The organism is Hymenobacter sp. 15J16-1T3B, from assembly GCF_020711235.1.
Taxonomy (GTDB): Bacteria; Bacteroidota; Bacteroidia; order Cytophagales; family Hymenobacteraceae; genus Solirubrum.
Map to the genome: position 1 here is coordinate 1 of NZ_JAJFAV010000034.1, position 5269 is coordinate 5269.

Here is a 5269-nt window from a genome sequence, read left to right on the forward strand (position 1 = left end):
TTTTACAATGGAGAGTTTGATCCTGGCTCAGGATGAACGCTAGCGGCAGGCCTAATACATGCAAGTCGAACGGGGGTAGCAATACCCCAGTGGCGCACGGGTGCGTAACGCGTAGGCAATCTGCCTACTCCTGGGGGATAGCCCGCCGAAAGGTGGATTAATACCGCATAAGACCATAACGCGGCATCGCGTAGTGGTTAAAGAATTTCGGGAGTAGATGAGCCTGCGTGCCATTAGCTAGTTGGTGCGGTAACGGCGCACCAAGGCGACGATGGCTAGGGGAGCTGAGAGGCCGATCCCCCACACTGGCACTGAGATACGGGCCAGACTCCTACGGGAGGCAGCAGTAGGGAATATTGGGCAATGGGCGCGAGCCTGACCCAGCCATGCCGCGTGACGGATGAAGGCCTTCTGGGTTGTAAACGTCTTTTGACCGGGAAGAAAAAGCCCTTGCGAGGGAAATCGACGGTACCGGTTGAATAAGCACCGGCTAACTCCGTGCCAGCAGCCGCGGTAATACGGAGGGTGCAAGCGTTGTCCGGATTTATTGGGTTTAAAGGGTGCGTAGGTGGCCCTGCAAGTCCGTGGTGAAAGCCTGCTGCTCAACAGCAGAACTGCCATGGATACTACAGGGCTTGAGTCCAGACGAGGTTGGCGGAATGGATGGTGTAGCGGTGAAATGCATAGATACCATCCAGAACCCCGATTGCGTAGGCAGCTGACTAGGCTGGTACTGACACTGAGGCACGAAAGCGTGGGGAGCGAACAGGATTAGATACCCTGGTAGTCCACGCCGTAAACGATGGATACTCGCTGTGGGCGATACACAGTCCGCGGCTTAGCGAAAGCGTTAAGTATCCCACCTGGGGAGTACGCCGGCAACGGTGAAACTCAAAGGAATTGACGGGGGCCCGCACAAGTGGTGGAGCATGTGGTTTAATTCGATGATACGCGAGGAACCTTACCGAGGCTAGAATGCGCGTGACCGGTTCAGAGATGGACCTTTCCTTCGGGACACAAAGCAAGGTGCTGCATGGCCGTCGTCAGCTCGTGCCGTGAGGTGTTGGGTTAAGTCCCGCAACGAGCGCAACCCCTATGTTTAGTTGCCAGCACATTATGGTGGGGACTCTAGACAGACTGCCTGCGCAAGCAGCGAGGAAGGCGGGGACGACGTCAGGTCATCATGGCCCTTACGCCTCGGGCTACACACGTGCTACAATGGACGGTACAGAGGGTCGCCACATAGCGATATGGAGCCAATCTCAAAAAGCCGTTCTCAGTTCGGATCGGAGTCTGCAACTCGACTCCGTGAAGCTGGAATCACTAGTAATCGCGTATCAGCAACGACGCGGTGAATACGTTCCCGGGCCTTGTACACACCGCCCGTCAAGCCATGGAAGTCTGGTGGACCTGAAGCTGGTGCTCGTCACAGAAGCCAGTTAGGGTAAAACAGGTAACTGGGGCTAAGTCGTAACAAGGTAGCCGTACCGGAAGGTGCGGCTGGATCACCTCCTTTCTGGAGCCCTTTTGTTACGCTGACAAGGAGTTTTGTTCAACTTGCTTGAACCTGTTGTTTTCGCACTCGCTCAAATAATATCGATTGAGTAACGAGGATTCACCGCTGCCGCAGGGCAACGGCTGAAGACCCGGGCTTGTAGCTCAGGTGGTTAGAGCGCGACACTGATAATGTCGAGGTCCGTGGTTCGAGTCCACGCAGGCCCACTCGCTTCGGCGTCCGGCCGGCGTAGACAACAACGACGGGGGATTAGCTCAGCTGGCTAGAGCACCTGCCTTGCACGCAGGGGGTCAACGGTTCGAATCCGTTATTCTCCACTCTTTACTTTCGGAAGTCGTGTTCACCACTTCTTCCACTGCATCAAGCGACAGGCTTGGTACACGTTCTTTGACGTAACGGCTAGCAAATACAGAGAAAAAAGCCTCGCCGTCCACGGATGGCGAAGCATCACAACGAGCAAACGACAGACTGCTGATTACTCGCAGTCGACCGTTACTTACGGAAGTAACGAAGGGCGCACGGGGGATGCCTAGGCTCTCAGAGGCGATGAAGGACGTGATAAGCTGCGATAAGCGTGGGGGAGGGGCACATACCCGGTATATCCCACGATTTCCGAATGGGGCAACCCACCTGGTTGAAGACCAGGTACATGATCCGCAAGGACATGGGCGAACCCGGGGAACTGAAACATCTAAGTACCCGGAGGAACAGAAAATAACAATGATTCCCCAAGTAGTGGCGAGCGAACGGGGAGGAGCCCAAACCGGGTTGGTTACGGCCAGCCCGGGGTTGTAGGGCCACGATGTAGGACCGCTATCAGGTAGCTGAATGACGTGGGAAAGTCAACCATAGACGGTGAGAGTCCGGTAAGCGACATTTGATAGGGCCTTAGTGGAACCCTGAGTAAGGCGGGGCCAGTGAAACCCCGTCTGAATCCGCCGGTACCATCCGGCAAGGCTACATACTCCTGAGAGACCGATAGTGAACCAGTACCGTGAGGGAAAGGTGAAAAGAACCCTGGATAAGGGAGTGAAAAGAACCTGAAACCGTGCGCTTACAAGCGGTCGGAGCCCCTTGGTGGGGTGACGGCGTGCCTTTTGCATAATGAGCCTACGAGTTACTCCTCTCTGGCAAGGTTAAGTGTCTGAAGACACGGAGCCGCAGCGAAAGCGAGTCTGAACAGGGCGCAGAGTCAGAGGGGGTAGACGCGAAACTTTGTGATCTACCCATGAGCAGGATGAAGGTGCGGTAACACGCACTGGAGGTCCGAACCAGTTTCCGTTGAAAAGGATTTGGATGACTTGTGGGTAGGGGTGAAAGGCCAATCAAACTGAGAAATAGCTCGTACTCCCCGAAATGTATTGAGGTACAGCGTCGCGGTCGAGTCAAGTGGAGGTAGAGCTACCGATTGGACTAGGGGGTGTCACAGCCTACCGAATCCAGACGAACTCCGAATGCCATCTTGATATACGCGGCAGTGAGGCGCGGGGTGCTAAGGTCCCGCGCCGAGAGGGAAAGAACCCAGACCATCCGCTAAGGTCCCTAAATCCGGGCTAAGTTGAACAAAGGAGGTCCAGTTGCCTTGACAGCCAGGATGTTGGCTTGGAAGCAGCCATTCATTTAAAGAGTGCGTAACAGCTCACTGGTCGAGCGACAGGGCATCGATAATACGCGGGCATCAAGTCCGGTACCGAAGCGATGGGTTGTGCTTTTGCACAGCGGTAGGGGAGCATTCCAGCAGCGGTGAAGGTATGACCGGGAGGCGTACTGGAGCGGCTGGAAAAGCAAATGTAGGCATGAGTAACGATAATGGGGGTGCGAAACCCCCACGCCGATAGACTAAGGTTTCCTGCTCAACGCTAATCGGAGCAGGGTTAGTCGGGACCTAAGGCTAAGCTGACAAGCGACGACCGATGGCCAGCTGGTTGATATTCCAGCACTCGTCTAGTAGAGTGATGCGGTGACGGAGAAGTGAAAGGTCCGCGGGCGGACGGAAGTGCCCGTTGAAGCGCGTAGGTATAGGGTTGGTAGTGAAGTACGCCGACCTTGCTGAAACGTGATAGTAGGCTAAGTCCTTCGGGACGCGGCCATAGTGACCCTAATCAGACTCCCAAGAAAACCCGCTAAGCGTTTACTGCTAGACGACCCGTACCGCAAACCGACACAGGTAGTCAAGGAGAGCATCCTGAGGCGCTCGAGTGAATCACGGCCAAGGAACTCGGCAAAATGGTCCTGTAACTTCGGGAGAAGGGACGCTTCCTTGCAGCAATGCAAGAAGCCGCAGTGAAAAGGCCCAGGCGACTGTTTAACAAAAACACATGGCTTTGCGAACTCGCAAGAGGAAGTATAAGGCCTGACACCTGCCCGGTGCCGGAAGGTTAAGAGGGGAACTTAGCGCAAGCGAAGGTTTGAATCGAAGCCCCGGTAAACGGCGGCCGTAACTATAACGGTCCTAAGGTAGCGAAATTCCTTGTCGGGTAAGTTCCGACCTGCACGAATGGTGTAACGATCTGGGCGCTGTCTCAGCCGTGAGCTCGGTGAAATTGTAGTCTCGGTGAAGATGCCGAGTACCCGCCACGGGACGGAAAGACCCCGTGCACCTTTACTACAGCTTGACATTGACTCTGGGCACCGCATGTGTAGCATAGGTGGGAGGCGTTGAGCCGGGGCCGCTAGGTCTCGGGGAGCCGACGTTGAAATACCACCCTTGCGTTGCTTGGAGCCTAATCTCTAACCGGGAAACAGTGTCTGGTGGGTAGTTTGACTGGGGTGGTCGCCTCCAAAAGTGTATCGGAGGCTTTCAAAGGTCCGCTCAATCCGCTTGGTAACCGGATGCAGAGCGCAATAGCAGAAGCGGGCTTGACTGTGAGGCTGACACGCCGAGCAGGGTCGAAAGACGGATATAGTGATCCGGTGGTTCCGCATGGAAGGGCCATCGCTCAAAGGATAAAAGGTACGCCGGGGATAACAGGCTGATCTCCCCCAAGAGCTCATATCGACGGGGAGGTTTGGCACCTCGATGTCGGCTCGTCACGTCCTGGGGCTGGAGAAGGTCCCAAGGGTTCGGCTGTTCGCCGATTAAAGTGGCACGCGAGCTGGGTTCAGAACGTCGTGAGACAGTTCGGTCCCTATCTGTGGCGGGCGTTGGAATGTTGACAGGACCTGACCTTAGTACGAGAGGACCGGGTTGGACCAGCCGCTGGTGTACCAGTTGTGCCGCCAGGTGCAGCGCTGGGTAGCTACGCTGGGTCGAGATAAGCGCTGAAAGCATCTAAGTGCGAAACTCACCTGAAGATGAGCATTCCGTTAATAAGGTCCGTGAAAGATCATCACGTTGATAGGCCGCAGGTCTTAAGCCGGAAACGGTCAGCCGAGCGGTACTAATGAACCGAACGCTTCCGAATTTACCTCGTTGCTTTCTTGTGTTTGCTGGCCGTGCGTCAAATCTACACGGCTCCCTTGCCTCACCCGCGGGGATGTCCGACACGACAATGGTGGCTTTAGCCCGGGTGTTCACCTCTTCCCATTCCGAACAGAGTCGTTAAGCCCCGGAGCGCCCATGGTACTGCCTTCGCCGGCGGGAGAGTCGGTCGCCGCCAACCTTGTCACCTGCCAACGCCCCTCGCGGTTCGCCCGCCGAGGGGCGTTGCTGTTTCCGGGCCTCCCGCCCGCCCCCGGCTCAGGCGCACTCCTCGCGCGTGAGCTGCTCGTTGCAGCTGATGCCCGCCTGCGCCCCCTCCGCCGCCGCCACCA

2 tRNA genes and 3 rRNA genes are annotated in these 5269 nt (G+C 56.3%); all 5 read left to right on the plus strand.

The annotated features are described in order from the left end of the window. Nucleotides 1–4: 4 nt before the first annotated feature. The 5 genes from LJ737_RS26720 (at nucleotide 5) to rrf (ending at nucleotide 5118) form a co-directional block, all read left to right on the plus strand. Nucleotides 5–1516: ribosomal RNA gene (locus LJ737_RS26720) — 16S ribosomal RNA — on the plus strand. 132 nt (nucleotides 1517–1648) lie between these two features. Next, nucleotides 1649–1722 (plus strand) — tRNA-Ile (locus LJ737_RS26725). 37 nt (nucleotides 1723–1759) lie between these two features. Continuing rightward, a tRNA-Ala gene (locus LJ737_RS26730) sits at nucleotides 1760–1833 on the plus strand. Between the two features lie 181 nt (nucleotides 1834–2014). Then, nucleotides 2015–4920: ribosomal RNA gene (locus tag LJ737_RS26735) — 23S ribosomal RNA — on the plus strand. Between the two features lie 86 nt (nucleotides 4921–5006). Further along, nucleotides 5007–5118, plus strand: a 5S ribosomal RNA gene (gene rrf / locus LJ737_RS26740). The 16S, 23S and 5S rRNA genes sit together here with 2 tRNA genes alongside, the layout of an rRNA operon. Nucleotides 5119–5269: the final 151 nt, after the last annotated feature.